This window comes from Actinotignum sanguinis (assembly GCF_003957255.1).
Taxonomy (GTDB): Bacteria; Actinomycetota; Actinomycetes; order Actinomycetales; family Actinomycetaceae; genus Actinotignum; species Actinotignum sanguinis.
Map to the genome: position 1 here is coordinate 122,546 of NZ_QDIE01000001.1, position 24,850 is coordinate 147,395.

Here is a 24,850-nt window from a genome sequence, read left to right on the forward strand (position 1 = left end):
AGGAGAAGAATGAAGCCCGTTGATTCTCGACTTATGAGATTCGCGCCCACGGCGCGCCGCTACGTTGCCTTGCTCGGTGGTGTTGGTTTTCTGGAAACAGCCCTCGTGCTAGCGCAATGTTTCTTTATTGCCGCCTCCGTTGCGCCGGTCGCAGACGGCGATCTCACCTTCCGTGACATCGGCTGGCCGGTATTCGGGGTCGCAGCGGCCTTTACTGCCCGCAGCGTTCTTATCTATATTCGCGAGTCCTACGGCCACCGCGCCGCGCTGCGCACCATCGCTAATCTGCGCGCCCGGGTGCTACGCCGGGCCGGCGACCTGGGTGATCGCTGGCTCGCCGCAGGGAACACCTCCACCACGGTCACCCTGGTCACCTCCGGGCTGGATGACTTGGAACCCTATTTCGTCAAATTCCTCCCCCAGCTCATTCTCACCTGCACCGTTACCCCTTTCGCACTCGTTGTTATCCTTTTCCTCGATTGGGTGAGTGCTATTGCCATCGTGGCCTGTATCCCGCTCATCCCTATTTTCATGATCCTTATCGGGCGGATGACCCAGGCATTCTCCAATGAGCGGCTCGCCTCCATGCAGCGCCTGGGCCAGCAGCTCCTCGACCTTTTGGGCGGTTTGAGCACCCTCAAAGCACTCGGGCGCGAAGAAGGCCCGGCCCGCCGCGTCAAGCACCTCGGGGATGACTACGCCAAGAAAACACTCCAAACCCTGTACATCGCTTTCCTCTCCGGCGCGGTGCTGGAATTCCTCGCCACGCTATCCACCGCCCTCGTCGCGGTCGAGGTGGGCCTGCGCATGGTGGCCGGAAATGTCTCCCTTTTCACCGGCTTGACGATTATTATGCTGACCCCGGAAGTGTTCAAACCCCTACGGGAAGTGGGCACCCAATTCCACGCCTCCTCCAACGGGGTGGCCGCCTCCGCCCAGGTCTTTGACCTGCTTGAGCAGCCCCTCCCGGTGGAAGATGGCACGGTTGAGTGCCCTGATCTGGCCAGCTCCCCTATCGCGATCCGCGATCTCTCGGTTCTTGCGCCGGGCCGCGATACCATCGCGCCCGCGCAGCTGAACGCGGAGATTCTTCCCGGGCGCGTCACGGCATTGCGGGGGGCCTCCGGTTCGGGAAAAACGACGACGGCGAATGTGCTCCTCCGCTTTATTACCCCCGATAGCGGAACCGTGCATATCGGCACCACCCCGCTCGAAAATATCCGCCAAGAAAGCTTGTGGAAGCAGGTGTCCTGGGTTTCCCAACGCCCGGTGATCGTGCCGGGAACCGTGGCGGAAAATATTGGGGTTGCCCCGGGTCCAGCCCTGGAACGGGCCGCGGCCCTCGCCGGTTTTGACGAAGTCATCGCAGAACTTCCCGAAGGCTGGAATACCTTTATCGGTCAGGGTGGCGTGGGCCTCTCCGTGGGTCAGCGGCAGCGCCTTGCCCTCACTCGCGCCCTGGTTTCCGAGCGCCCCCTCGTGCTCCTCGACGAGCCTTCCGCGCACCTGGATGCGCGCAGCGAACGGCGCGTCGTCGAATCCGTTGCGCATCTACGGGCGCAGGGACGCACCGTTATCGTTATCGCGCACCGCACCGCGCTCCTCGAGCTGGCCGATGCGGTTATTGATGTCGTATCGACGACGGCGCAGCCAGCTGCCGCATCTTCCGGCAGCGCGCGGTCGGTCCCGGAGCCCGCCGCCACTCCATCGGCGCCCGCACCTTCCGTCCCCGCACCCGCCAACTCCCAGACAACCGAGGTGACCAAGTGAGTACTTTCCCTCAAGATGAACGCCGTGCTCTCCTCCGTGCCTTGCGCCTCCTGCGCGTGGATAAGGGCGGATTCTGGGGTTCCGTTGCGGCGGGTGCTGCCGGACTGAGCAGTTCGGTGGCCCTGGCAGCTGTCTCCGCCTGGCTTATTACCCGGGCTTCCCAAATGCCGCCGGTCCTCGCCCTCGGCGTGGCCACCACCTCGGTGCGTTTCTTCGGGGTATCCAAAGCACTGCTGCGCTACGTCAATCGAATTTTCTCGCACCGGGTCACCCTCTACGGGATGTCTAATTTGCGTACCGCCGTCTACGCGACGCTGGCTGATTCCCCTACCGACGTGGTCACCTCGGTGCGCCGCGGTGACTTGCTCGCCCGCACCGGCCGCGATGTCGATTCGGTCGGTGACGTCGTCGTTAAAGCGGTCCAGCCCGGAGCTGTTGCCGGTATTGTCTGCCTCGTTTCCTGCCTCATCGTGGGGATTCTATGCCCACCCATCGGCCTGCTGCTGGCCGGCTGCCTTCTTATTTCTGGGATTCTTGCGCCCTATCTGGCCATGCGCGGGGGGCGTATCGCCGAAGAAGCGCAGGTGCGTGACGAAACCGAGATTTCCGCAACCGCGCTGACCATGCTTGATTCGGCCGCTGAGCTGCGGGTAGCCGGGCGAGTGGACGCCATGGAAGAGGTGCAGGAAGCCACCGAACAGCGGATCTTCCGGCACCGTGATGCCGCGGCCCGCCCCCAGGCTCTCGCTATCGCCCTGGATACCCTTGCTATGGGTATTGCCGTGGTGGGTGCGATTCTTATCGGGAGTCGGGCCCTGGATGCCGGCACGCTTTCCGCCACCGCGCTGGCGGTCTGCGTCCTCACCCCGCTCGCCGCTTTTGAAGCCACTCAAGGGCTGGGAGAGGCAGCCATCCAACTGGTACGTTCCGCCAAGGCTGCCCAGCGTATCCTCGAGCTCCTCGACCGCGCCCAGCGCAGTGAGGAACCGGAAGCCCTAGCACCGCGGCACGAGCGTGGCTTGCATGCTACCGACCTCATTATTGGGTGGCCGGGTGGGCCGGACGTGGCCAGGCCTTTTGAGCTGCACGTAGAACGCGGCTCCTCCGTTGCCATCGTGGGACATTCGGGGATTGGGAAATCCACCCTGCTTTATACCCTGGCGGGAATGCTGCGCCCGCATGCCGGCTCGGTCCGCCTGGACGGGCACGAAGTCTCCACCCTGGATCGGCGCACCGTCTCCCGCACTCTCACCCTCACGGCGGAGGACGCCCACGTTTTTGAAACCACCGTGCTGGAGAACCTGCGGGTGGCGCGCCCCTCGGTCACCGAAAGAGAGGCCGTGGAACTGCTGGTACGCGCGGGCCTGGGCACCTGGCTCACCCAGCTCCCGCGCGGGGTTCATACTCTGCTGGGAGAGGATGCCGCCACGATCTCGGGTGGAGAACGACGGCGCCTGCTCCTTGCCCGGGCGCTAGCCTCCGATGCGGAATTCCTGCTCCTGGATGAACCCGGCGAGCACCTCGACCCGGAAACCGCCGATGAGCTTATCCGCGATTTGCTTCGGGCCGGTAAGAATAGCGCCGATCCGCGTACTATTATCTTGGTGACGCACCGGCTCACGCCCCTTGATGCCGCCGACGAGGTTATTGTGATAACCCGTGCCGACGGTGGTATCGCCCACGTGAGCGCGCGCGGCACCCACGAGGAGCTCACCGAAAGGCTCGCCTCGTACGCATGGGCGGCGAAACAGGAATAAGGATGCTGGATACCACAACGGTTATTTTCAATGCGCTCGCGTTGACCGCGCGCCTGGATCGCACCCAGGTGCTCGAAAATTTGGCCGGCGCCGGATTGAAATTAACCGGGGCGTCTAGCGCCGCCGTTCTCATGTTCAATTCGGCGGAAAAGGTGACAAGCATCGTCACCCTGGGCCAGCCGCTCCCCGCAGCTGCCAGCCTCACCCCCACCAGCCTGGATCGCGATCTTGAATCCCTGGGCACCGAAGATACCATCATGTGGGATCGTGCCGAGGCAGTCAGTGCCGTGCATGATGCAAGCGGCATCACCCCGGAACCTGCCGCGGGAAGCACTCCCCTGACCGCTGCCAGCCACCGGGATGGACTCTACGGCCCGGGTATCACAAATTTCCTCACCTCACGCCTCATGACCGGGAATCGGGTGCTCGCCCGAGTCATCTTCTTCAATAAACCCGGTTCTTTTAGCGAAGCAGATATCAACCTCATCGCGCTTTTGGCGCGTGCCGCGACCATCGCCGTCGAAAATGCACGCCTGTACGAGGAATCGAATTCCCGTGCGCAATGGCTCTCCGCCTCGCGGCGCATCACTATTGCGCTGCTGCAAGGAAGTGACGAAGAGGAAGCGCTCCAGCTCATCGCCACCGAAATGCGGCGGGTTGCGAATGCCGATCTGGCCCTTATTATTCTCCCCTCGGTGGCAGATACCTGGGCCTGTGAATTTGTGGCGGGCGAGGTCGGGCAGGACCTGGTAGGCACCACGTTCGGGCGGGATTCCCGGGCGCGGGCGGTGGCCCAAAGCGGGCTCGGCCGCATTATTGATACAAGCACTGCGCCACCTTCCCCCAATAATCCACTCGGCCGTTTCGGCCCGCTTCTTTACGCGCCGATGGCCGGCGGGGATACCGCGCGCGGCGTTATCATTCTGGCTCGGGTGCGCGGGCGAGCAGAATTCGACATGGTCGATTTGACGATGGCGGAAAGCGTGGCGAATCAAGCAGCCCTCGCTCTGGAGCTGGCCGACGCGCGCTACGTACAAGCCCAATCTGCGCAGCTGGAAGAACGCTCCCGCATTTCGCGCGATCTGCACGATTTCGCGATCCAGCAGCTCTTCGCTTCCGGGATGCGCCTGTCCGCGCTACGTGATGATCTGGCAACCGAGGATGCGGTGGCCGATAACGTGCTCGACACCCTCGATAACGCCATCGAATCTATTGACGAATCCGTGGCGCAGATCCGCCAGATTATTTACTCGCTGCGCGGCCCGGATACCTCGGTTCCGGTGGTTTCACGCCTGCGCCGTGAAGTTAGCTCCGTGACGGCGCAGCTCGGTTTCACCCCGAGCCTACGTATTAGCGTGCGCGGCGAAGATATTGATAGCGGTACCCACACCGAAATTGATGATGCTATCGGCTCTGATATTAGCGACGACGTTATCGCCGTGGTGCGCGAATGCCTCTCCAATGCGGTGCGCCACGCCCACGCCCATACCATCACCGTCACGGTTACCGTTACCGAGCGCGATATTAGCGTGGAAGTTGCCGATGATGGCGTGGGCATTGGTGAATTGAGCCGGCGGTCAGGCCTTTCTAATCTTGCGGCTCGGGCCCGGCGCCACCACGGTACTTTCTCCATTGCACCGGGCAGTCAGAGCGGTACGGTGGTGCGCTGGCGGGCCCTCATCGACGGCTAGGCGGGTGCCTGACTCATCGGGTAAAGGTGTGCCTACTGGTTGCGCCACCCGGTGGCGCGCTGGCCGGCCACCCACGCGGCAACCTGGGTGCGCCGCTGCAGACCCATCTTGGACAGCAACGAGGTGATGTGGTTCTTCACCGTCTTTTCCGCAACCCCGAGCTGCTCACCGATTTCCCGATTGGACAGCCCATCCCCGATCAACTCAAGAACATTGCGTTCCGAGGGGGTGAGATCCGCGGTGGGATCATCGTGATCAGCGCGCCGCCGTGAGACCGTGCGCTCATCAAGAAGAACACGTCCTTCGGCCACTGCCTTGATATTGTCCGAAATTTCCGCCCCGCGCACCGACTTCAAGAGGTAAGCTTTCGCGCCGGCATTGAGGGATTCGGAAAGTGCGTCGTCGTCATCAAAGGAGGTGAGGACGATGCACTTGGTATCCGGGCTGACCTCCTGGAACTGATTAATAATATCGATTCCGGTGCCGTCCGGAAGCCGCAGGTCTACCAGCGCAACATCAGGGAGCACCAGACCGCCGCGCCGCACCGCTTCTTCTACGCATCCGGCTTCGGCAACCACCTCGAGGCCCTCAGAACGGTCAACCACCTCAATGATTCCCCGCCGTACCACTTCATGATCATCAATAATCATGACGCGAATATTTTGTGCCACGCGCCGGCCCTCCTTTGTTTGCATCGCCATCATCGGTCAATAATCCGCCCTTATTCTACCCAATCGGAGCGACTTGACATACCGGGCACAGCGTGGTGGAACGTCCCCCGAGGATAATTTTCTGCAACGGGATTCCGCAGCGCGCGCAGGGCTGCCCGGCCCGCCCGTAGGCCTGCAAGGACCGCTCAAAATATCCGCTCTCCCCGTTAACATGCACGTAGAGCCGGTCAAAGGATGTTCCGCCGGCGGCCAGCGCGGCGTTGAGTACCGCACGCCCGGCGTTCAGCAGCTCCCGCGCTGCCGTGGCCGTGAGCGCCGTGGCTTCCGGGTGGATACGTGCCCGGTAAAGCATTTCATCGGCGTAAATATTACCGATGCCGGAAATTATCTCCTGGTCGAGGAGCACCCGTTTCATCGCGCGTCGCGTGGTGGTGAGAACGCCCAGCAGTACTGTTTCATCTAGGCAAGGATCGAGCAGGTCGCGGGCAATATGAGCCACGGGCACGGGTACGACGGCGCGCTTGGATCCCGCTCCGCCCGGCCCGCCATCAGCGGTGGGTCGGAAAGCGACCGGTGCCAGATATCCGAAAGTACGCTGATCCACGAAATCGAGAACACGGCCGTTATCAAGTTCGAAACGGGCCCGCAGGTGGCGACGTTCCCCGCCGGTATCGCTGTTCCCGCTCGGTTCATCTACCCGAAACTGCCCGGACATGCCCAGGTGGGCGAGGAGGGCGAGGTCCTCCCCTACATCGCACCACAGGAATTTCCCGCGCCGTACCACCGCCCGCACGGCGCGTCCCTCCACGGCTTCTAGACCCTGCGGGGCTCGGCGGGTCACGCGGGTGCCGAACGCTTGCGCGGTGAGGATGCGCCGGCCCGTGAGGTGTTCGGCGAGCCCGCGCCGGATTGATTCAACTTCGGGAAGTTCGGGCACGCCGACCTACTCAGCCGCGCCGGGCGTGGCAGATGCACCCGCGCCGGGAGCTGCGCCGTCGTTCCCACCTGCGCCGTTGTTCCCATTGCCCCCAGCAGCCGGCTTAGCCTCACCCTTCTCAATCAGATCCGCGAGAATCCGGTAGGAGGCTTCGGCGGCGGCGTGGCGCGCGTTCTTCTGCGAGCTTCCTTCGCCGCTCCCCCATTCGCGCCCGGCCATGGAGGCCACCGCGGTGAAAACCCGCGCGTGGTCGGGACCCGTGGAGCTCAACTCGAACTCCATGGTGCCCTCCCAGCCCAGGCCGTGCGCGAGCTCCTCGAAACTCGTTTGCCAATCGAGGTTAGGGCCCAGCACCGAGGCATCTTTAATCTTGGAATCGAGGAGCCGGTCCACGATCTCACGGGTGGGTTCCATTCCGTGTTCCAGATAAGTTGCGGCAATCAGGGCTTCCACCGTATCGGAGAGGATGGAATCCTTGTTACGCCCACCCGAGCGGTCCTCACCGCGCCCCAGGCGCAGGGAATCACCCAGGTTGATCCGCCGCGCCACATCGGCCAAGGCTTTCTCAGAAACCGCATAGGTTTTCATCTGGGACATATCGCCTTCGGAAGCATCGGGGTATTCCCGAAATACTTTCTCCGCGATGATGAGACCCAGGATGGAATCGCCCAGGAATTCCAGGCGTTCGTTATGGGGTTCGTCGTGTTCGAAAGCGAAGCTGCGATGCGTGAGGGCGCGGCGCAGCAAGGGCCGGGGCAGGTCGATTCCCCACTGTTCCACTAATTCACGATAGGCCATGCTTACTCCTGTGCCCGCAGCTGAGCTTCCAGCGCGTCCAGGGCGTCCGAGTGCAGGGCGGGTGCCTCGTGATGGTGCCCCGCAGGCAAATCTTCCAGGCGCTCCCCGCATCCGGCGCACAGGCCCTGGCAGGTGGGTGAACACAGGGGTTGGAAGGGCAGGTTGAGCACAATGGCATCGCGGAGCACCGGTTCCAGATCCACGTGGTCATCTTCAATGACGGGGTGTTCTTCTGCGTCCTCATCCCCTTCGGCAATGAGTTCGGCACGCCGCTGCGGGTAGTAGGCCAGATCGGATACTTCCTGGGTGCGTTCTTCATGGATATCGCGCAGGCAGCGTGAGCACTGGCCCTCCACGGTGAAATGCACCTGCCCGCCAATATAGACACCTTCGGATACCGAGGTGAGGTTGAGATCCACGTCAAGTTCAGATCCGGTTGGGACGGCCATGAGCTCGATACCCATATCCGCGGGCGCCGCGAAGCTTTCCCGCACCGGCATCAGGGAGCCGTCGCTACGCGGTAAATCGTGCAGCGAGACAACAAAAGGACTGCGAAGGTCCACTATTCCTCCTCGGAATGATCAAAAACAGCGTCGGTGGTTTCTTGGCGGCTGGCAAGGACTTCCCGGCCCGCGTAAATCTGGGCGAGGGCCGCATCCATTTTTTCGTGCGCGGCCCGCACGGCCTCTTCAAGCGCAGCCGCGACCCCGTTCACCTGGCCTTCCAAATTAGCGAGGGTGGAATCGGAGTAGTGGTTGGCACCTTCGCGCAGCCGTTCGGCCTTCTGCTTGGCTTCGTCCTCGATCCGCGCGGCGGTGGAGCGCGCCGCAATGGTGATGGCGTCATTGGAGACGAGCCGGCTGGCCTGGGCGCGTGCTTCCGCCACAATATTTTCTGCATCCTGGCGGGCCGAGGCAATAATACTCGCGGCTTCCTGGCGCCCGGAGGCGCGCACCGAATCAATATCGGCCAGCACGTCGTCGGCGCGAAGCACCTGATCGGGCACCGCATCGCGGGCTAACTGGAGCAGGTCGCGCACCTCGGACTGGTTGATCATCACCGAGGCGGACATAGGGATGGAACGTGCATTATCCACCAGGGCGAGGAGCTCATCGAGGATCTCCACCACCGATTCCCCGCGCGTATCGTGAGTCATTGCATCTCCTCTTCCAAAGCCCGCGCCACCCGCGCGGGAACGAAACTCCGCACGTCACCTTTGTGCCGTGCCACATCTTTAACCAGCGAGGAGGCAATATGGCCTTTCGCCGGATCCCCCACCAGGAACACCGTTTCGATTCCCGATATTTCCCGGTTCATGAGCGCCATGGGGTATTCCGCATCCAGATCCACCGCGGAGCGCAATCCTTTGACGATGGCATCCGCCCTGATATCTCGGCAAAAATCCACCAGCAGCCCGCCGAAATCCTCCACCCGCACATTGGTCATGTGGCGCACTTCTTCGCGAATGAACTCCACGCGTTGCCGCGGTGAAAAAAGCGGATTTTTCGAAGAGTTATGCGCGACCAGAATAACAACCTCGTCAAAGAGGGAAGCGGCGCGGGCAAAAACGTCGAGATGTCCAAACGTGACGGGATCGAAGGACCCGGGGCAGACTGCAAGCGTCATAGTTATAGCCTAATCTTTCCTGAGGCGCTCGGCCTAGTCGACGCGCGATTACAGCGTGCTCTCGCTGCGCTGCGCCGTCCACAACGTCGCGGTTCCGTACCGGCGCGAATCATCCAGTTCCCATCCTTGCGGCCAGCTGGGTTCCGGTGAGGAGCTATCGCGTTCTACAACGACGACGGCGTCCGCGGCTACATGCGGGGTGAGGCCGTCGAGTACTTTCGTAATCTGTGCTTCGGTGTAGCGATAGGGCGGGTCCACGAAGACGACGTCGAAACGATAATTAGGTTCCTGGGAGAGGTACTTTTCCGCTTTCATCCGCACCACGGCCACATCGAGGTGGGCGCGGGCGGCGTTGTCGCGAATAATGCTGACCGCCGGTCCTTCCGATTCCACCAGAACGACGGCGCGTGCCCCGCGGCTTTTCGCTTCCAAGCCCAGGGCACCGGAACCGGCAAAAAGATCGAGCACTTCGCCATCGACGATAAAACCGCGGTGATCCAGCCGGGAAAATACTGCTTCACGCGCTTTTTCCGAGGTGGGGCGCGTTCCCGAACTCGGCACCCGCAGAATATGCCCCTTGGCGGTTCCGGCAACAATACGTGTCATTGCTTATCCCCTTTCCAGGTAGGTGGCTCGCTCGGTATCCAATGCGTCCGCGGCGCGCTCTAATTCCGCGCCCACGGCACCGCGTTCCACGAGGTCGGTGGCAACGGCGCGCGCGGTAGCGATAATATCAGCGTCGCGCACCGCGGAGAGGAAACGCAGGTGGGAGGTGGTTCCCGCCTGCCGAGTCCCCAGCACATCGCCTTCGGAACGCAGCTCTACATCCTTCTCCGCCAGAGCGAAGCCATCCGTGGTGGCGGCGAAAGCCGCGAGGCGCTCGGCGGCCAGGCTTCCTTCCGGGGCTCCACTAACCGCGAGGCACAGTCCGGCTTTGCTGCCGCGCCCGATGCGCCCGCGCAACTGGTGCAGCTGGGAAAGCCCGAAACGTTCAGCATTCATAATGATCATCATGGTGGCTTCCGGAACATCCACCCCCACTTCGATAACGGTGGTGGAGACGAGCACCGGGACCCGCCCGGCCGCGAAATCTGCCATAGCGACATCTTTTTCAGCCGCGCTCAACCGCCCGTGCATCTCCCCCACCGCGATTCCCGCGAATTGTGGAAGGGCGCGCAGGCGTTCAGCCAGGTCGGTTACCGTGGCCAGCGTATGTTCCGCGCCCGAATCCTGCGCGGGCGGGCTTGCGTCGTCGTCCTCACTAATACGGGGAGCGAGCACGTATACACGCCCGCCACCCGCTATTTCTTCCCGGGCCCGCCACCACATGCGCGCGATCCAGCTCGCGCGGTTTTCCGGAACGACGACGGTCCCCACCCCGGCGCGCCCACCGGGCAGGTCACGCAAGGTAGACACAGCCATATCTCCGAAAACCGTCATGGCGACGGTGCGCGGGATAGGGGTGGCGGTCATCACGAGGGTGTGCACGCCACGCGCGAGGCTATCGCGCTGATCCACCCCGAAGCGGTGCTGTTCATCCACCACCGCCAGGCCGAGAAAAGGAATCTGGACGGTATCCGAGAGCAGCGCGTGGGTACCGATAATAATGCCGGCTTCTCCCGAGGCGATCCGGGCCAGGGTGGCGCGGCGTTCGGTGGCGGTGAGCGAACCGGTAAGGAGCTCCACCCGGGTGGATTGCTCGGCAGCACCCAGCATCCCGCCCGCGCCCAGATCCCCGAGCAGGTCGCGCACGCTGCGGGCGTGCTGGGCGGCCAGCACTTCGGTGGGGGCCAGGAGTGCGGCCTGGCCTCCCCCGTCGACAACCTGGAGCATGGCGCGCAGGGCCACCACGGTTTTCCCGCTTCCCACGTCTCCTTGGAGGAGGCGCTGCATGGGGGTGGTGCCCGCCAGATCGGCAGCGATTTCTTCGCCGACCGCGCGCTGCCCCGCGGTGAGTTCAAAGGGCAGGCGGGCGTCGAAAGCATCCAGGATGCCTCCGCTGCGCGGCGGGTAGACGGTGGTGGGATGCGCGGCGCGGGCGGCGCGGCGCCGGGCCAGGACGGTGTGGAGCACGAGGGCTTCTTCGTGCCGGAAGGGCAGGTGGGCGAGCGCTGCGCTGATGGGTTCTTCAGGGCAATGGGCGCGGCGTAGGGCCGCGAGCCGGGAGGGCAGGCCGTGGGCGTGCCGGTAGTCTGCGGGGAGCAAATCAGGAACATCCGCGCTGGTCAGCCCGGTAAAAACGGTGCTGACGGCCCGTTCTATTTTCCAGGAAGGCAGCGCGGCGCTGGCGTGATAGATGGGGATAGGCCGGCGCAGGCGCTCCACGTCAACGCTCCCTTCATCCTCTACCAGATCGTAATCGGGGTGGGTGAGTTGCAGCGTGCCACGGTAGGAACTCACCGTGCCGGAAAATGTGGCGACCGTGCCGGGGTGCAGGCGCCGTTCGTGGTAGGCCAATACCCGCTGTGACTTCGCAAAAAAGGTGAGGCCGAGTTCGCGGGCGCCGTCGGTCATCAGAACGGAGAGGATAAAGCCACGCCGCGCGCGCATGGGCCGTAATTCTGCATTCACCACCCGGCCGATCACGGTGACGTCCTCGCCTTCGCGCACCTGTTCAATGGGCAGGAGTTCACCGCGCCGGGCATAACGAAAAGGAAGGTGGTAGAGCAGCTCCCCCACCGTATGCAGGCCGAGCCGCGCGAAAGAGGTGGCGCTGCGTTTACCGAGGGCACGTTCCAGTGGCACGCTCAACGCGGTCCAGCCATCCGATACCACGGCCGGGGTACCGCCTCGCGTATGTGCCGCCGCCTGCGCGCTATCCATACCATTCACATTAACACCCGCGCCATATTTTCCCTAACGGCGCCCTGTCCCGCGCGGTACGCTGTTTCTCACTGCTCACGGTGGTGCCGGTGGTGCGCACCCGCAACGTTACGGCCCTGCATTATTGTTAATGGCGACGACGCCGCCCCCCGGCTACACGTGCCCTACGCCACGGAGGGAACCTTTGGCAAGTAAGCCGCTTACCGCTATACTAGTGGAGTTGTAATTTTCCTATGCGCTCAGGTGTATCTACCGAACAGCGGCAGGTGCGCGAGCGGATCCATGATCAACCGAAGGAGAACACCGTGGCTTCTGTTTGTGACGTCTGCGGCAAGCACCCGGGCTTCGGGAAGAGCGTCTCGCACTCGCACGTGCGTACAAGCCGCCGCTGGAACCCGAATATTCAGCGTGTTCGCGCGCTTGTGAAGGGCGCCCCCAAGCGCCTCAACGTGTGCACCTCGTGCCTCAAGGCCGGCAAGGTGCAGCGCGCCGCCTAAGTACTGTGGCTTCGCTGAGTTCTGGCTCGCTCCTGTGAGTTAGCCAGGCCCAGCACAGGAAGGCCGCACATCCATTAGCGATGTGCGGCCTTCCAGTTTAACTAGTCAGGCGACGTTGACGGATATTACTTCTTGAAATCAACAACCATGCGGCCTTCGATCTTGCCGGCCAGCATTTCGTCGATCATATCGTTGATGTCATCGAGCGGGCGGGTAGCAACAATCGGCTTGACAAGGCCCTGGGCTCCGAAGTCAAAGGCTTCGGCCAGATCCTGGCGGGTGCCCACGAGGGAGCCCACCACCTTGATGCCATCCAGAACGGTGCGGTGAATATTCAGGTCAATGGTGCCCTTGGGAAGGCCCACGCATACCACGGTACCGGCGGCCTTCATCGCATCCACAGCCTGGCCGAAAGCAACCTGGGATACCGCGGTTACCACCGCAACATCCACGCCGCCGACTTCCTTCTGGATCCATTCCCCGGAGTTGATATCCGAGGAATTCACCACGAGGTCCGCGCCGACCTTCTTTGCCGATTCCAGCTTGTCATCGTTGATATCCACGGCAACCACGCGGGCGCGGAACACGTTCTTGGCGTACTGGATAGCCAGGTTGCCCAGCCCACCAGCACCGTACACAGCCACCCACTGCCCCGGGCGAATATTGCCGTTCTTGAGAGCCTTGTAGGTGGTCACGCCCGCGCAGGTAATGGACGAAGCTTCGGCCGGATCCAACCCATCGGGAACCTTGACGGCGTAGTCAGCCACCACGATGCACTTTTCCGCCATGCCACCGTCAACGCTGTAGCCGGCGTTTTCCACGCTACGACACAGGGTTTCGTCGCCGGTCACGCAGTATTCACAGTGACCGCAGCCGCGGAAGAACCAGGCCACCGAAACGCGGTCACCGACCTTCAGCGAGGTGACATCCTCACCGATTTGTTCCACAACGCCCACGCCCTCATGGCCAATAATGCGGCCGGGCACGTCACCGAAATCGCCGAGCGCCACGTGGATATCCGTATGGCACAGGCCGCAGTATTCGATATCGACGAGTGCTTCGTTGGCCTTGATGGGACGCAGTTCAACGTCCTTAATGTCAACGTAGCCGTCCGAGGGTTCTCGAACTGTCGCTGCTCGCATTTTTTCCTCCTATTTCAGCGGGAGCACCCTTGCTCCCAGTTAACGCGGTGCGGGCCTCGCACCACTTTCTATTTTTGCGAGCGGCAGCATAACAATCCAGGGGAAAACGTCCCTATTTCGCGCAAAAAGAATTTCATTACGTTTCCACCCTATTTCAATGTTTATGACGAGCGGCGAAAATGATCCCAGCCGTTCCCCCGGTTCCAGGCTCGCCCGTCCACGGTGACCAGGCCGGCCGGATGCGCGGCTTCCACTGTTCCAATAAGGCTAAATCCTTCCGGGAGATGCGGGATGCGCGCCCCCCAGGCTCGTTCCGGGCTCACGTCCATGGTGGCGAGAAAACCGTGGTCCTCTCCTCCGCTAAGAACGCAGTCATAAGCCCACTCGAGCGGATCCGAACGCCCCAGGTGGCGGGCCACCTCAAGAAGATCCTGAGCGTGGCGGCTGAGCGTTTCGGAATGAATATCGATATGTACCCCGGAGGCAGCGGCGATGCGCTGGGCGTCACGAATCAAACCATCAGAAACGTCCATCATGGCTCCGCGCAATCCTGCGCGCACCGCGCTGAGCACCGCAGGGACGGGCGGGCGCGGGCGCAGGAAATCCTGCATGAGACGGGTTGCGGCATCCGGGAAAGCTCCTCGATCCGGTGCAAAGCCGCGGTTGAGGAGTTCAAAACCGGCGGCTGCACGCCCGAGGTTCCCGCAGTGGATAAGCGGCTGCCCTGGTGCTGCCGCCGAGCGCCGCAGCGGGGTGCGTCCTTCTAGATCGCCCAGAATAGTCGCGCTGATGGCGATGTGGCTCCCGCTCACGAGGTCTCCGCCGTCGACCCCACACCCGAGCGGGCCGCAATATTCCGCAAGCCCGCGCGCGATATCCGCTACCCAAGCCACCGGAACATCCCCCGGCAGCTCCATGGCGACCACGAGGGAACGCGGCCGCGCCCCCATCGCAACAGCGTCAGCGATATTTTGGGCGGCGACCCGCCACCCCACATCGCGTCCGTTGAACCAATCCCGCCGAAAATGCACACCCTCCACGAGCATATCGGTGGAGACCGTGACCCGACCGTCGCTCAGGCCGAGCACGGCGCTATCATCCCCGCTAGGAACGATTGTTGTTTCTCCGCGCGGGAGTAGCGGAACAATCCGGGCGAGGAGCTCCGCTTCGCTCAGGTCACGTACCAGCGGTCCGGGGACCCGCCCGGCAGTGCCGCCGGCGAAACGGCCCCCGGTACCATCCGCACCGGCACCCGGCCCCCGAGTTTCGTGGCTGCCCACCATTTAGCGCAGCCCTACCCCGCGCGCGAGGGCGAGGTCAATAAGTTCGGAAATAAGCTCGCGGTAGCTCAGGCCGGTTTTCTCCCACAGGATCGGGTACATAGACACCGCCGTGAATCCGGGGATTGTGTTGTGTTCATTGACGTACATGGCCCCGGTGGCGGTGTAGAAGAAGTCCACGCGGGTCATGCCTTCGCATTCGAATACTTCAAAAACGCGCTGCGCCAGGCTCCGCATCTTCTCCGCGTCCGCATCCGGGAGAGCCGCGGGAATCTCCATGTGGAACCCCTCGGTTGCCACGTATTTCGTGGCGTAGTCATACCATTGCACATCCAGCACGATCTCCCCGAGCACGGAGGCCCGGGGTGCGGCTCCGTCACGCCCACCGAGAACGGCGCATTCGATTTCACGGCCCGGGATTCCTGTTTCCACAATAACTTTGGGGTCGACGGCGCGCGCGGTGACAATGGCGGCGTCGAGCTGCGAAAGCTCAGCCACCCGCGTGATTCCCAGTGACGATCCCGCGCGCGCTGGTTTGACGTAAACAGGGAGCTGTAAACGTTCGGCAACTTCCGCGCGCACACCGGCCGGGTCACAGTTCCACCGCTGCGGTTCCACGAGTACATAGGGAGCAACCGGAAGGCCGGCCGATTCCAGCACCAGTTTCATATAGTGCTTATCCATGGCCGCGGCGGAGGCGAAAACTCCGCAACCCACGTAGGGAATACCCATCATTTCGAAGGTGCCCTGGATGGTGCCGTCCTCACCGAAAGGACCGTGCAGGAGCGGGAAGGCGACGTCGATCGGCCCGAGGCTGCGTGAGGTGCCGTCTTCTCCGCGCACCACGAAACCGCCTCCGGGTCCAAAATCTGCCAGCACGCGTTCCCCGCGATACTTCACCTCCGCACCGGCTGCCACCTCCTCTGTGCTCATGGGAACCCAGATTCCTTCGGTGGTGATTCCGATGGGGATGACGGTGTAGCGCTCCGGGTCGATGGCTCCCAAAACAGAAGCCGCGGTCAGGCAAGAGACGGAGTGTTCTCCGGACACGCCCCCGTAGATGAGGGCGACGTGATGTGTGGCCACGAATGGACACCTTTCTACTCAGTGCTGTACCCAGGGTAGTACGCCAGGGCGCGCGGCAAGGTGACAAACCCGGGCGCGGCCTACTACAGTAAACATATGACACAGAACACAATGAAGTCGTTTCTCCTGCTCGCAGGCGCTGCCGCCCTCGCGCTGGCCGGTTGCTCCGGGACCGGGAAAGGCGCCCCGGTAAGCGATACTTCCACCGCGCCCACTACCCCGAGCGCCTCAGCTTCGGCTCCGGCGGCCAGCCAGTCCCCCAGCCTTACACCCAAGGACGCGCAAGCCTCCCTCAAGGGCTTTATTGAAGGCGACTCGCAATCACCGAATTATCCCAAGCTGACCGAGAATTCCGCGGTGCCCACCGCGGTGCGGGTGGCCGGCCATGAGGGTTGGGATCGCGTGGTCGTGGAATATGACAGCGACGCCGATCTGGAATGGTTCAGTTTCTTCGGAGATGAAGCCATTCAGGATGGTTCCGGGCGCCCCCTGGATATTCCGGGCAAGCGTTTCCTCACCCTGAGCATTTCCGGGGTCACCTACCCGGAAGATCCATCTCAGGCTGCGGATCTCTCCGTTGCGAACCTCGGGGGTGCGAAAGTGATCCAGGGTGTTCATGTGGAACACGCTTTTGAAGGCATGCACCAGGTGCATATCGGGCTGGATAAGGATCGCCCCTACCGGGTTCAGGTACTGGAGAGCCCCAAACGGGTCGTTATTGACGTTGCCAATAACTAGATTGACGTTGCCAATAACTAGGCGTCCAGCGGCGTAACATCCGCTCCCAGGGCCTGGAGTTTATCCAGGAACTTTTCGTAGCCGCGGTCGATAATATCCACCCCGGATACCCGCGATTCTCCTTCGGCCGCAAGTGCGGCAATGAGGTGGGAGAATCCCCCGCGCAGATCGGGAACCACAATATCGGTGGCCCGCAGCGGGGTGAGTCCCTGGATAACAGCCGAGTGGTAGAAGTTACGCTGCCCGAAACGGCATTCGTGCCCGCCCAAGCATTCGCGATAGGTCTGGATATTAGCGCCCATATCCCGCAGTGCTTCGGTGAAGCCGAACCGGTTTTCGTAGACGGTTTCGTGGACGATGGACATGCCTTCTGCCTGGGTAAGGGCGACGACGAGCGGCTGCTGCCAGTCGGTCATGAAACCGGGGTGCACATCTGTTTCAAAAGATACGGATTGCAGGGCGCCACCCGGGTGCCAGAAGCGGATGCCCTCGTCACGCACATCGAATTTGCCGCCGACTTTACGGAAGAGGTTGAGGAAGGACGTCATCGACTGCTGTTCGGCCCCGCGTACGAAAATATCCCCGCCGGTGGCTAGCGCCGCCGCCGCCCAGGATCCCGCTTCGATGCGGTCAGGTAGCGAGGTGTGCGAATAGCCAACTAGTTCATCCACGCCTTCCACGCGGATAACACGATCAGTATCCACGGAAATAATCGCGCCCATTTTCTGGAGCACCGCGATGAGATCCATAATCTCGGGTTCCACCGCGGCATTGGACAGCTCCGTCACTCCCTCCGCCATCACGGCAGTGAGGAGAGTCTGTTCGGTAGCCCCTACCGAGGGATAGGGCAGGCGCACCGGCTTGGCCCGCAAGCCCTTGGGCGCCACCAGGTGCATTCCGGTTTCTTCCTGCACGCGCTTCGCACCGAATTCCTCCAGGACACGCAGGTGGAAATCAACGGGCCGCGAGCCGATATGGCAGCCGCCCAGGTCCGGAATATACGCTTCGCCCAGGCGGTGCAGCAGCGGACCCGCAAAAAGAATGGGGATACGTGAGGAACCGGCCAGCGCATTCACTTCGTGCGGGTCGTGAGGCAGGTGAATATCGCCGGGGGTGATGTCCACGGTTCCGGCTTCCGGCTGGTAATTGACCGCCACACCGTGCAGGCCGAGCAGCTCCGAAACCACGGTGACGTCACGGATTTGCGGCACATTGCGCAGCACGGACGTTTCTTTGGTGAGCAGGGAAGCAACCATGGATTTCGACACAAAATTCTTTGCGCCGCGCACAGTAATCTCACCGCTCAGGGGGACTCCTCCGCGAACCACAAGTTGGGACACCATACTCTCCGCCTTTCTCGCGTGTCACAGGTACCCAGCCAGCATACCGGCCCGCGGCCGGTTTCCGGAGTTATGAGGATATCCGGGTGGGGTGCACCACCCCGTAGGTGGCCTTATACCGGCGAATCTGGATCCAGGCGCGCCGACTGTACCGGCACTTCAGGAAGGTGCCGCTGCGGCAGGGTACGCGGGGTAAAACCCGGTTGGCGGGCTTCGTATTCCTCAATGAGGGAGATATCACGCAAGGTCAGGGCAATATCATCCAAGCCTTCCATAAGGCGCCAGCGGGTGTAGGGATCAATCTCAAAGGGGAAGGTGGTATCCGCGCAGCGCACTTCGCGAGCTTCTAGGTCCACGGTCAGCTCCCGGCCCGGCTTTTCTTCTAAGAGTTCCCATAGCCGGGTGGCGGCGTCGTCGCTAATTTGCCCTGCAACCAGGCCCTGTTTTCCCATATTGCCGCGGAAAATATCACCGAACCTCGGGCTGAGAACGGCGCGGAAACCGTAATCGCGCAGCGCCCACACGGCGTGTTCACGCGAGGAACCGGTGCCGAAATCCCGCCCGGCCACCAGAATCGAACCGGCCGCGTACGGGGCCTGGTTGAGGATAAAAGCGGGGTCTTTGCGCCGTTCGTGAAAAAGCGCGTCCTCGTACCCGCTTTTGGTGATGCGTTTGAGGTAGCGGGCAGGCAGGATCTGATCGGTATCGACCGCGCTTTCGCGCAGGGGAACGCCGATGCCGGTGTGCTGGGTGAAAATCTCCACGGGCGTGTTCTTCCTACGTTCTACGAGCGGGCGGCGCGAACCGCGGCCGGTGCGGCACGAACCGCGGCCGATACGGCACCCGCGCCCGCAACCGGGGCGAGAGCAGCCACCGGCGTGAGGTCGGCGGGATGGGAAATATGGCCGGTGACCGCGGTAGCGGCGGCCACCAGCGGGGAAACGAGGTGGGTGCGCCCGCCCGGGCCCTGCCGACCGCGGAAATTACGATTCGACGTCGAGGCGCAGCGTTGGCCGGGCGTGAGTTGATCGGGGTTCATGCCCAGGCACATGGAACAGCCCGCGTTGCGCCATTCGGCACCGAAAGCCCGGAAAATTTCATCCAGTCCTTCGGCTTCGGCTTGGAGGCGTACCCGCGCCGAAGCCGGCACGATCATGACGCGCACATCTTTGGCTTTGTGGCGCCCGCGCCACACCGCGGCCACCGAACGCAGATCTTCAATGCGCCCGTTCGTGCACGAACCGATGAAGACGGTATCCACGTGAATATCGCGCATGGGCGTGCCCGGCCGCAAATCCATATAGTCGAGGGCTTCACGCGCTGCTTGGCGCTCTTTTTCTTCCGGCAGTGTTTCCGGATGAGGAACGACGCCGGACAGCGCCACCCCCTGCCCGGGATTAGTACCCCACGTGACAATGGGCTCAATTTCGGAGGCCTCCAGAACCACCTCGGTATCGAAATGCGCATCCGGATCTGTGTAGAGCGTGGACCAGTAGGCTACCGCGGCATCCCAGGCATCCTCGCGCGGGGCGTGCGGGCGCCCGCGCACATACTCCACCGTGGTGGCATCCGGGGCAACGAGCCCGGCGCGCGCCCCGGCCTCGATAGACATATTGCAGATCGTCATGCGCGCTTCCATGGACAGAGCTCGGATTGCTTCCCCGCGATATTCAATAATGTGCCCGGCTGCTCCGTTGGTTCCGATCTTGGCGATGACGGCGAGGATGATATCTTTCGCGGTTGTCCCTTCGCGCAGAGTGCCGTTGACGGTAATCGACATATTTTTGAAGCGCTGGAGAGGCAGGGTTTGGGTGGCGAGGACGTGTTCAACTTCCGAGGTGCCGATACCAATCCCGATGGAGCCGAAAGCGCCGTGGGTCGAGGTGTGGGAATCCCCGCACACAATCGTCATACCCGGTTGGGTCAGGCCCAGCTGGGGGCCAACGGCGTGCACAATTCCCTGATCCGCGTGCCCTAGCGAATAAATGGGGATGCCGAACTCCGCGACGTTAGCGCGCAGCGCTTCTACCTGTTTACGCGAGGTGGTATTCGCGATGGGACGATCAATATCAATGGTGGGAACGTTGTGGTCCTCCGTGGCGACGGTACGATCCGGGCAGCGCACCGGCCGCCCTTCCAGACGCAGCCCGTCAAAGGCCTGCGGGCTGGTCACTTCGTGGATGAGATGCAGGTCGATGTAAAGAAGGTCGGGCGTGCCTTCCGCGCCACGCCGTACCAGATGGGCGTCCCAGATTTTATCCGCGAGCGTGCGCCCCATCCTTGCACCTCCTCTTTCCCTCCCGGGAACTTTTCCCGGGTTCTTCTTGCGGTTACTTTTTACTTTTCCAACGGTGATCGGTTGCGGTGGTCCGCGGATCACTCTACCGAGTTTCGTCCACATGGCAAGACGAAATTCTCACAATACGGACATTGTACTAGCGCTATGTAGCAACCACGGAACTCCTCAGCAATCCCCAGCGGTTTTCGCCACGTACCCCGAAGCCGCAGCACTGCGCGCGGCACCACAGTGTGGACATTTGCATCTCACTTATTGAGATGAGAAAATTTCGGTATGGTTGATTCTCCTCACGCTCAGCCTGCGCCCGCCCCGGAGGGAAGTGGTGTGGGCGTTCTCGATAAGGCTGCCGCCGTGCTCGATGCTCTCGAGGCGGGCCCGCAAACACTAGCGCAATTGGTGACCGCCACCCATTTAGCGCGGCCGACGGCGCATCGCCTGGCCGTCGCCCTGGAATATCACCGTTTCGTTTCCCGCGATAACGAAGGGCGTTTTTCTTTGGGGCCACGCCTGGGCGAGCTCTCCTCCGCCACCGGTGAAGACCGGCTCATCGCCGCGGCGAATCCGGTACTCATCGCGCTGCGCGACCATACCGGGGAATCTTCTCAGCTCTACCGGCGCCAGGGCGACCAGCGTATTTGCGTGGCGAATGCCGAACGCACCATGGGCCTGCGCGATTCCATCCCGGTGGGCGCTTCCCTCTCAATGAAAGCCGGCTCGGCAGCCCAGGTGCTACTCGCCTGGGAGGAACCCGATCAATTACATCGTGGGTTGCAGGGTGCCTCATTTACGGCCACGAATCTTTCCGCGGTGCGTCGGCGTGGCTGGGCGCAAAGTGTGGGCGAACGCGAGGCCGGCGTGGCTTCTATTTCCGCGCCGGTGCGCGGGCCGAGCGGGCGGGTTATTGCTGCCGTATCAATTTCTGGACCGTTGGAGCGGATGGGCCGCCAGCCCGGGCGGGTGCATTCCGCAGCGGTGGTGGCCGCAGCCGGGCGCCTCACCGATGTTCTTCAAACAACCGAAGGTATTAACGAGTAGCCACGTAACGCCGCCCGCCGCTGTTCCGGATAGCCCGGTCATATTCGGCCAGCACCAGAGGAATCACCTCCTCCCAGCCGTATCCGGGCGCCACGCTTGCATTGTGGTGGGCCATGCCGGTGCGCAGCGCAGTATCTTCTACCAGGCGGGCCAGCTGCGCGATCATATCCGCATCTGTTTCTGCCAGGAGTGCTGAACGCCCATCCTCGAGGAAATCATCAGCTCCGGTGCCCGCCGGAGAAATAATGGGCAGCCCGGCTGCCCGCGCTTCCAGGGTGGCAATGCCGAATGCCTCACGGCGCGAGCTAGTGAGATAAATATCCGCGTGCCTGTAGGCATCCATGAGGCCGGCCCGATCCGTGCGACCGGGAAGATGAAGCCAGCCTCCCCCGGGACCCGGATTCCCGTAGGAGCGCCCGCGCCGTTCCAATTGGGAGCGTAACGGGCCATCCCCGTAAATCGTGAGGTGGATATCCCGCCCGGTCAGCTGGCGCGCACCTGCCACACAGTCAATGAGGGCAGCATTGCGTTTGCGCGGCGCCAGACGCCGGGCGGCCACAACCTCCACTGGTGAGCCGGGGTGATTCTTCCGGCCCGCAGCCCCGGCAGTGCCAGCTCCCCCGGCAGTGCCAGCCGCCCCGAGCGTATGCGAGGCCGCGGGAGTGCCCGGACGCGCGAGCCGGTAGGCGGCAACCGTGCGCCATTCCCCCAGATCCACACCGTTGGGAATAACTTTCACTTCACCACCTACTGCCCGGTGGACCTGCCCGGCCACCCACGTGGATACCGCGTTATGGACGACGCCGCGCGCCGTAACCCGGCGCAGCGGGGCAAGCAGCTTTTCCACCGGATCCAATACGCAGTGCCAGGTAACGGTAGTGGGGATGCCGTCCGACGCGGCGATGCGCATAGCCGCCCAGGCAAAAGGCGAAACCACTCCCGCTTGAATATGCACCACATCCGCCCCGCGCATAGAAGCACGCAGCTGGGCGCCGTGCCCCGGGGATACCGGGAGGTTACCGAAGAGCGCTGAAGTAATGCGCTGGACGGGAATACCCGCCACGATATCCCGATCTGCTGGGATCCCGGGAACCGATGGGGTATCACGCGGGGTGGCGGTGATCACCAGCACCCGGTGGTCGGCGGCCTGTAAGGCTAGGGCAAGATCGCGAGTTTGTGCTTCGATCCCGCCCAGACGCGGGAGGAAGCAATCCGAGACGAGCGCGATGCGCATAAGCCCTCACTTTCTTTCGGAAGATGCCCCACAGCGGAGTTCCATTGATTGAGCATCCCACCCGCGGCGGGTAGGTGCGCCGTCGTTCCTTTTCCTAGCGTCAGCTTAGCGCCCACCTCCGCCAGAAAAAGCACGCGAAACGGACTGCTCTTTGCCTGGGCGCGCCCGGGCCTTAAACTAAAGCATGGCTATTCTTCCTATTTACATCACCGGCGATCCTGTTCTGCATCGGCCGGCCGAACCCATTACGGAGTTTAACGAGGAACTGGCACAGCTGGTCGAAGATATGTATGAGACCACCGTGGCGGCTCCCGGAGTGGGGCTGGCCGGGCCGCAGGTCGGTATTGGCAAGCAGATTTTCGTGTGGGTCTACGCCGATCAGGATGAGGCTCCCGAACGCGGCGTCGCGATTAATCCCACGCTGTTTATTGAACCTGTGAATCCGGATGAAGAGCCTTTCGAAGAAGGTTGCCTGTCCTTCCCGGGCGAACAGTATCCCCTGGCCCGTTCTCCGCACGCTTTGCTGCGGGCGCAAAACGAAAAGGGCGAGCATTACGAAATCGAGGCAACCGGGTGGTTCGCTCGTATTCTCCAGCACGAATATGACCACCTCACCGGGCATTTGTACGTGGATCGGCTCACGGGGCGCGAGGAAGCCGCCGCCAAACGTGCTAAGCGTGAGCACGGCTGGGGCAAGAAGGGGAACACCTGGCTACCCGGGCGCGATAACCTCGAATACTAACGCTTCCGATCCCGCGCACCCACCGCGCGGACTCCCATTCATTTTTTGTTCATATTTCGGTAACGTGAAATGGATATTTTGGCGACATGATTGCATCCCAGCCCAGCTCATCGGCCCGCACCGTCGCGGTGTGCGCCGATGGACTGGGGCGCAATCGTGCGCTGAACAACCTCATTATCGAGATGCTTGAACGCGGGCATGCCAGCTGCGCCACGCTCCTAGTTGCCGCTCCCGCGGCGGATCATGCACTGCGGGCTTTGGCGGCCGTCGGTATCGACCCCGGGCGGATTTTGCTCAGTTTCGCCATTAGTTCACAGGGGCCCGGGGCGCCGTGGCGCGCCGTCGCCGCACATGCCTCAAGTTTGACGGACCGCGCCGGCCGCTACCTATCCGCCGAAAAAAGCACCGCTCCCCCGCCACTCGTGCACGAAGATATCCTCGCGGAATTAGCGGCGCAATTCTCCTGGATGGAGGATCGCGGGTATCGCCCCGCGGGGATTGCGGGGCCGCGTTACGGTTACGATTTTCGCGGACGCGGCCTGGTTATTGATTGCGCCTTGGAGTTTTGCGCGCGCGTTGGGGTGCCGCTGCGTTACGCGCGTCGGGGCGATCCGCTCCTTGCCGCCTCGCGTTACCTGGCGGATCGTGCTGCGAGTGCCGGGGAGGGCTCCGGGTGGCACGCGAACTCCGGTACCGATGCGGAAGTCGCGGCTGCGCACGCCCGGCGCGTGGAACGTGCTGATGCTCTTGGGGTGCTACTTCCGGACGACGTCGTCTTCTTCCCACCGGAGTTCCCCGCGGATAGTTACGGGGACTTGCGCCACGCGTACCTTGGCGCGTTGGAGGAATGTGCCGGCCCGGCAATCCAGGTGGTCTTTACTCCGGCCCGCGAGGATAGTGGGGCCGGGCGCGGGGAATGGGAAACCCGGCTCATGCGCGATCCGTCATTCTTGCGGGCGGTAGCAAGGGTGCGGTGCGCTGCATAATACCCCTTGCCGCCTACGGCCCGAAAGGGCTATAGGACAAAGGGGGTCTTATATCCGCGCTTTGGGTTAATAGACAAAAAGTGGGTCTCATATCCGGGGTTTGCCCTGCCATAGCAACGAAAAGTCAGCCTTATTGAGCTCGAGTACCTCAATAAGCTTGCTTCCTTGACACCTGCGGTGGAATGTGCAGGGAGTGAAGAAACTCAATCCCCGCGCCCGACACTGCCCTATCTGCTCAAACCCTTCAAAGAAGAAAGGCTTCACGAAACAAGGCCGTCAGCGTTGGTATTGCAAGGAATGCCACTACAGTTTCACCGCGCTAGACGACCGACAAAAACACGCTAAAGAATTCGCTGAATTCCTCACCTACCTCACCACAACCACACCCCGACGCCTCA

The 24,850-nt window shown here is 62.5% G+C and carries 24 protein-coding genes; 9 read left to right on the forward strand and 15 right to left on the reverse strand.

Features of this window, described 5'->3' with window-relative positions; genetic code table 11:
* Nucleotides 1-9: 9 nt before the first annotated feature.
* From cydD to DDD64_RS00545, 3 genes are read left to right on the forward strand one after another with little or no spacing between them, the layout of a single operon-like run.
* Entirely contained in the window at nt 10-1,770 is a 1,761-nt protein-coding gene (gene cydD, locus DDD64_RS00535; protein ID WP_126134543.1) for a thiol reductant ABC exporter subunit CydD, read from the forward strand.
* Nucleotides 1,767-3,527, forward strand: a complete 1,761-nt coding sequence (gene cydC / locus DDD64_RS00540; RefSeq protein WP_126134544.1) for a thiol reductant ABC exporter subunit CydC — start codon at nt 1,767-1,769, stop codon at nt 3,525-3,527. The genes cydD and cydC overlap by 4 nt, the downstream gene beginning before the upstream one ends.
* A gap of 2 nt (nt 3,528-3,529) precedes the next feature.
* Nucleotides 3,530-5,218 (forward strand): GAF domain-containing sensor histidine kinase, encoded by a 1,689-nt coding sequence (locus tag DDD64_RS00545; RefSeq protein ID WP_164545852.1) that lies wholly within the window; start codon nt 3,530-3,532, stop codon nt 5,216-5,218.
* Nucleotides 5,219-5,250: 32 nt separating this feature from the next.
* Here DDD64_RS00545 and DDD64_RS00550 read toward each other — a convergent pair whose 3' ends face one another.
* From DDD64_RS00550 to DDD64_RS00585, 8 genes are all read right to left on the reverse strand, one after another.
* A complete protein-coding gene (locus DDD64_RS00550) occupies nt 5,251-5,868 on the reverse strand; it encodes a response regulator (protein WP_039899046.1) in 618 nt (205 codons plus the stop codon).
* Between the two features lie 76 nt (nt 5,869-5,944).
* Nucleotides 5,945-6,826 carry a bifunctional DNA-formamidopyrimidine glycosylase/DNA-(apurinic or apyrimidinic site) lyase gene (gene mutM, locus DDD64_RS00555; RefSeq protein ID WP_126134546.1) on the reverse strand — a complete coding sequence of 294 codons (882 nt, stop codon included), beginning with the start codon at nt 6,824-6,826 and terminating at the stop codon, nt 5,945-5,947.
* Between the two features lie 6 nt (nt 6,827-6,832).
* The gene (gene rnc / locus DDD64_RS00560; protein ID WP_126134547.1) at nt 6,833-7,624 is read right to left on the reverse strand and encodes a ribonuclease III; all 792 of its coding nucleotides are present in this window, start codon (nt 7,622-7,624) and stop codon (nt 6,833-6,835) included.
* 2 nt (nt 7,625-7,626) lie between these two features.
* Nucleotides 7,627-8,187 carry a YceD family protein gene (locus DDD64_RS00565; RefSeq protein ID WP_126134548.1) on the reverse strand — a complete coding sequence of 187 codons (561 nt, stop codon included), beginning with the start codon at nt 8,185-8,187 and terminating at the stop codon, nt 7,627-7,629.
* Nucleotides 8,187-8,780, reverse strand: coding sequence for a F0F1 ATP synthase subunit B family protein (locus DDD64_RS00570; protein ID WP_016442913.1), 594 nt, complete (start codon nt 8,778-8,780; stop codon nt 8,187-8,189). The genes DDD64_RS00565 and DDD64_RS00570 overlap by 1 nt, the downstream gene beginning before the upstream one ends.
* Nucleotides 8,777-9,250 (reverse strand): pantetheine-phosphate adenylyltransferase, encoded by a 474-nt coding sequence (coaD, locus tag DDD64_RS00575; protein WP_126134549.1) that lies wholly within the window; start codon nt 9,248-9,250, stop codon nt 8,777-8,779. Before coaD ends, DDD64_RS00570 begins: the two co-directional genes overlap by 4 nt.
* 48 nt (nt 9,251-9,298) lie before the next feature.
* Entirely contained in the window at nt 9,299-9,856 is a 558-nt protein-coding gene (gene rsmD, locus DDD64_RS00580; RefSeq protein WP_126134550.1) for a 16S rRNA (guanine(966)-N(2))-methyltransferase RsmD, read from the reverse strand.
* A gap of 3 nt (nt 9,857-9,859) precedes the next feature.
* Complete coding sequence (locus tag DDD64_RS00585) at nt 9,860-12,073, reverse strand: ATP-dependent DNA helicase RecG (protein ID WP_241227315.1); 2,214 nt, start codon at nt 12,071-12,073, stop codon at nt 9,860-9,862.
* A gap of 305 nt (nt 12,074-12,378) precedes the next feature.
* Here DDD64_RS00585 and rpmB point away from each other — a divergent pair, with 305 nt between their 5' ends.
* Nucleotides 12,379-12,570, forward strand: a complete 192-nt coding sequence (gene rpmB / locus DDD64_RS00590) for a 50S ribosomal protein L28 (RefSeq protein ID WP_016442917.1) — start codon at nt 12,379-12,381, stop codon at nt 12,568-12,570.
* A 125-nt stretch (nt 12,571-12,695) separates the two neighbouring features.
* On the opposite strand, the gene adhP is transcribed toward rpmB, so the two are convergent.
* From adhP to DDD64_RS00605, 3 genes are all read right to left on the reverse strand, one after another.
* Complete coding sequence (gene adhP, locus DDD64_RS00595) at nt 12,696-13,712, reverse strand: alcohol dehydrogenase AdhP (protein ID WP_126134551.1); 1,017 nt, start codon at nt 13,710-13,712, stop codon at nt 12,696-12,698.
* Between the two features lie 161 nt (nt 13,713-13,873).
* The gene (gene thiL, locus DDD64_RS00600) at nt 13,874-14,995 is read right to left on the reverse strand and encodes a thiamine-phosphate kinase (protein ID WP_126134552.1); all 1,122 of its coding nucleotides are present in this window, start codon (nt 14,993-14,995) and stop codon (nt 13,874-13,876) included.
* Nucleotides 14,996-16,078 carry a D-alanine--D-alanine ligase family protein gene (locus DDD64_RS00605; protein WP_126134553.1) on the reverse strand — a complete coding sequence of 361 codons (1,083 nt, stop codon included), beginning with the start codon at nt 16,076-16,078 and terminating at the stop codon, nt 14,996-14,998. It lies immediately after the preceding gene.
* 96 nt (nt 16,079-16,174) lie between these two features.
* On the opposite strand from DDD64_RS00605, the gene DDD64_RS00610 reads away from it, so the two are divergent.
* Complete coding sequence (locus tag DDD64_RS00610) at nt 16,175-16,816, forward strand: AMIN-like domain-containing (lipo)protein (RefSeq protein ID WP_126134554.1); 642 nt, start codon at nt 16,175-16,177, stop codon at nt 16,814-16,816.
* A 17-nt stretch (nt 16,817-16,833) separates the two neighbouring features.
* Here DDD64_RS00610 and murA read toward each other — a convergent pair whose 3' ends face one another.
* The 3 genes from murA to leuC form a co-directional block, all read right to left on the reverse strand.
* Nucleotides 16,834-18,159: a UDP-N-acetylglucosamine 1-carboxyvinyltransferase gene (gene murA / locus DDD64_RS00615; protein ID WP_126134555.1), complete on the reverse strand. Its 1,326-nt coding sequence runs from the start codon at nt 18,157-18,159 to the stop codon at nt 16,834-16,836.
* A 110-nt stretch (nt 18,160-18,269) separates the two neighbouring features.
* Nucleotides 18,270-18,920 carry a 3-isopropylmalate dehydratase small subunit gene (gene leuD, locus DDD64_RS00620; RefSeq protein ID WP_126134556.1) on the reverse strand — a complete coding sequence of 217 codons (651 nt, stop codon included), beginning with the start codon at nt 18,918-18,920 and terminating at the stop codon, nt 18,270-18,272.
* A gap of 20 nt (nt 18,921-18,940) precedes the next feature.
* Entirely contained in the window at nt 18,941-20,434 is a 1,494-nt protein-coding gene (gene leuC, locus DDD64_RS00625; RefSeq protein WP_126134557.1) for a 3-isopropylmalate dehydratase large subunit, read from the reverse strand.
* Nucleotides 20,435-20,728: 294 nt separating this feature from the next.
* Between leuC and DDD64_RS00630 the strand changes: the two genes are divergently transcribed.
* Nucleotides 20,729-21,490, forward strand: a complete 762-nt coding sequence (locus DDD64_RS00630; RefSeq protein WP_051278627.1) for an IclR family transcriptional regulator — start codon at nt 20,729-20,731, stop codon at nt 21,488-21,490.
* On the opposite strand, the gene DDD64_RS00635 is transcribed toward DDD64_RS00630, so the two are convergent.
* Nucleotides 21,480-22,724, reverse strand: coding sequence for a glycosyltransferase (locus DDD64_RS00635; protein ID WP_126134558.1), 1,245 nt, complete (start codon nt 22,722-22,724; stop codon nt 21,480-21,482). The two genes, DDD64_RS00630 and DDD64_RS00635, sit on opposite strands and share 11 nt — an antisense overlap.
* Before the next feature lie 184 nt (nt 22,725-22,908).
* Between DDD64_RS00635 and def the strand changes: the two genes are divergently transcribed.
* The 3 genes from def to DDD64_RS08880 form a co-directional block, all read left to right on the forward strand.
* On the forward strand, nt 22,909-23,466 hold the full coding sequence (def, locus tag DDD64_RS00640) for a peptide deformylase (RefSeq protein WP_126134559.1): 558 nt from the start codon (nt 22,909-22,911) through the stop codon (nt 23,464-23,466).
* Between the two features lie 86 nt (nt 23,467-23,552).
* On the forward strand, nt 23,553-24,452 hold the full coding sequence (locus DDD64_RS00645) for a ChbG/HpnK family deacetylase (protein ID WP_126134560.1): 900 nt from the start codon (nt 23,553-23,555) through the stop codon (nt 24,450-24,452).
* 193 nt (nt 24,453-24,645) lie between these two features.
* Nucleotides 24,646-24,850: IS1/IS1595 family N-terminal zinc-binding domain-containing protein (locus tag DDD64_RS08880; protein WP_206435356.1), on the forward strand; the 205-nt coding region annotated here is incomplete at its 3' end.

Excerpts from the sequence above, each read along its gene's own strand:
- cydD (WP_126134543.1), top strand. The coding sequence starts at position 10 with ATGAAGCCCGTTGATTCTCGACTTATGAGATTCGCGCCCACGGCGCGC.
- DDD64_RS00545 (WP_164545852.1), top strand. The coding sequence starts at position 3,530 with ATGCTGGATACCACAACGGTTATTTTCAATGCGCTCGCGTTGACCGCG.
- DDD64_RS00550 (WP_039899046.1), bottom strand. The coding sequence starts at position 5,868 with ATGATTATTGATGATCATGAAGTGGTACGGCGGGGAATCATTGAGGTG.
- rnc (WP_126134547.1), bottom strand. The coding sequence starts at position 7,624 with ATGGCCTATCGTGAATTAGTGGAACAGTGGGGAATCGACCTGCCCCGG.
- DDD64_RS00570 (WP_016442913.1), bottom strand. The coding sequence starts at position 8,780 with ATGACTCACGATACGCGCGGGGAATCGGTGGTGGAGATCCTCGATGAG.
- coaD (WP_126134549.1), bottom strand. The coding sequence starts at position 9,250 with ATGACGCTTGCAGTCTGCCCCGGGTCCTTCGATCCCGTCACGTTTGGA.
- rsmD (WP_126134550.1), bottom strand. The coding sequence starts at position 9,856 with ATGACACGTATTGTTGCCGGAACCGCCAAGGGGCATATTCTGCGGGTG.
- DDD64_RS00585 (WP_241227315.1), bottom strand. The coding sequence starts at position 12,073 with ATGGATAGCGCGCAGGCGGCGGCACATACGCGAGGCGGTACCCCGGCC.
- adhP (WP_126134551.1), bottom strand. The coding sequence starts at position 13,712 with ATGCGAGCAGCGACAGTTCGAGAACCCTCGGACGGCTACGTTGACATT.
- thiL (WP_126134552.1), bottom strand. The coding sequence starts at position 14,995 with ATGGTGGGCAGCCACGAAACTCGGGGGCCGGGTGCCGGTGCGGATGGT.
- DDD64_RS00610 (WP_126134554.1), top strand. The coding sequence starts at position 16,175 with ATGACACAGAACACAATGAAGTCGTTTCTCCTGCTCGCAGGCGCTGCC.
- murA (WP_126134555.1), bottom strand. The coding sequence starts at position 18,159 with ATGGTGTCCCAACTTGTGGTTCGCGGAGGAGTCCCCCTGAGCGGTGAG.
- leuC (WP_126134557.1), bottom strand. The coding sequence starts at position 20,434 with ATGGGGCGCACGCTCGCGGATAAAATCTGGGACGCCCATCTGGTACGG.
- DDD64_RS00630 (WP_051278627.1), top strand. The coding sequence starts at position 20,729 with ATGGTTGATTCTCCTCACGCTCAGCCTGCGCCCGCCCCGGAGGGAAGT.
- DDD64_RS00635 (WP_126134558.1), bottom strand. The coding sequence starts at position 22,724 with ATGCGCATCGCGCTCGTCTCGGATTGCTTCCTCCCGCGTCTGGGCGGG.
- def (WP_126134559.1), top strand. The coding sequence starts at position 22,909 with ATGGCTATTCTTCCTATTTACATCACCGGCGATCCTGTTCTGCATCGG.
- DDD64_RS00645 (WP_126134560.1), top strand. The coding sequence starts at position 23,553 with ATGATTGCATCCCAGCCCAGCTCATCGGCCCGCACCGTCGCGGTGTGC.